The following is a 443-nucleotide window of genomic DNA, read 5'->3' as shown; positions in this document are numbered from 1 at the left end:
AACGGAACAACTGAACCATTCCACTTAACGAAACAACGGAACAATTCCCCCTCACCCCCTCTGTAACAGCGTCAGCACCTCATAATGCCCGGTATGCGGAAACATATCGAACAGCTGCGTCCTGACAATCCGATATCCCGGCAGCATGCGAATATCCTTCGCCATCGTCTGCGCATTACAGCTCGAATAAAGAATCGTCTCCGGCGCCATCGCCGATAAAAACTCGCACAGCTCAGCGCCAATCCCGCGGCGCGGCGGGTTAACCACCACCAGATCGGGAATATCCTGCTGAGCCGTGGCGAAACGCGTCGAATCCAGCGCCTGAAAATGCACGTCGGTCAGGCCCAACATCGCGGCGGACTGCGTGGCGCTGGCGATGGCCTCGGGCGCAATCTCAATGCCGGTAAGACGCATCTGCGGCGTGGCGCAGTGCAACCCAAACC

General features: G+C 58.0%; 1 protein-coding gene. It reads right to left on the bottom strand.

What is annotated here, in order from left to right; all coding sequences use genetic code 11:
* Positions 1-51: 51 nt before the first annotated feature.
* A partial coding sequence (locus tag GV764_RS19325) for a class I SAM-dependent methyltransferase (protein WP_161661522.1) occupies positions 52-443 on the bottom strand: 392 nt, incomplete at its 5' end.

The sequence above is a fragment of the Atlantibacter hermannii genome (assembly GCF_009907385.1).
In the GTDB taxonomy this organism is placed as follows: domain Bacteria; phylum Pseudomonadota; class Gammaproteobacteria; order Enterobacterales; family Enterobacteriaceae; genus Atlantibacter; species Atlantibacter hermannii_A.
The sequence above is the reverse complement of the archived record's forward strand: the minus strand, read 5'-3'. Positions and strand labels throughout refer to the sequence as shown.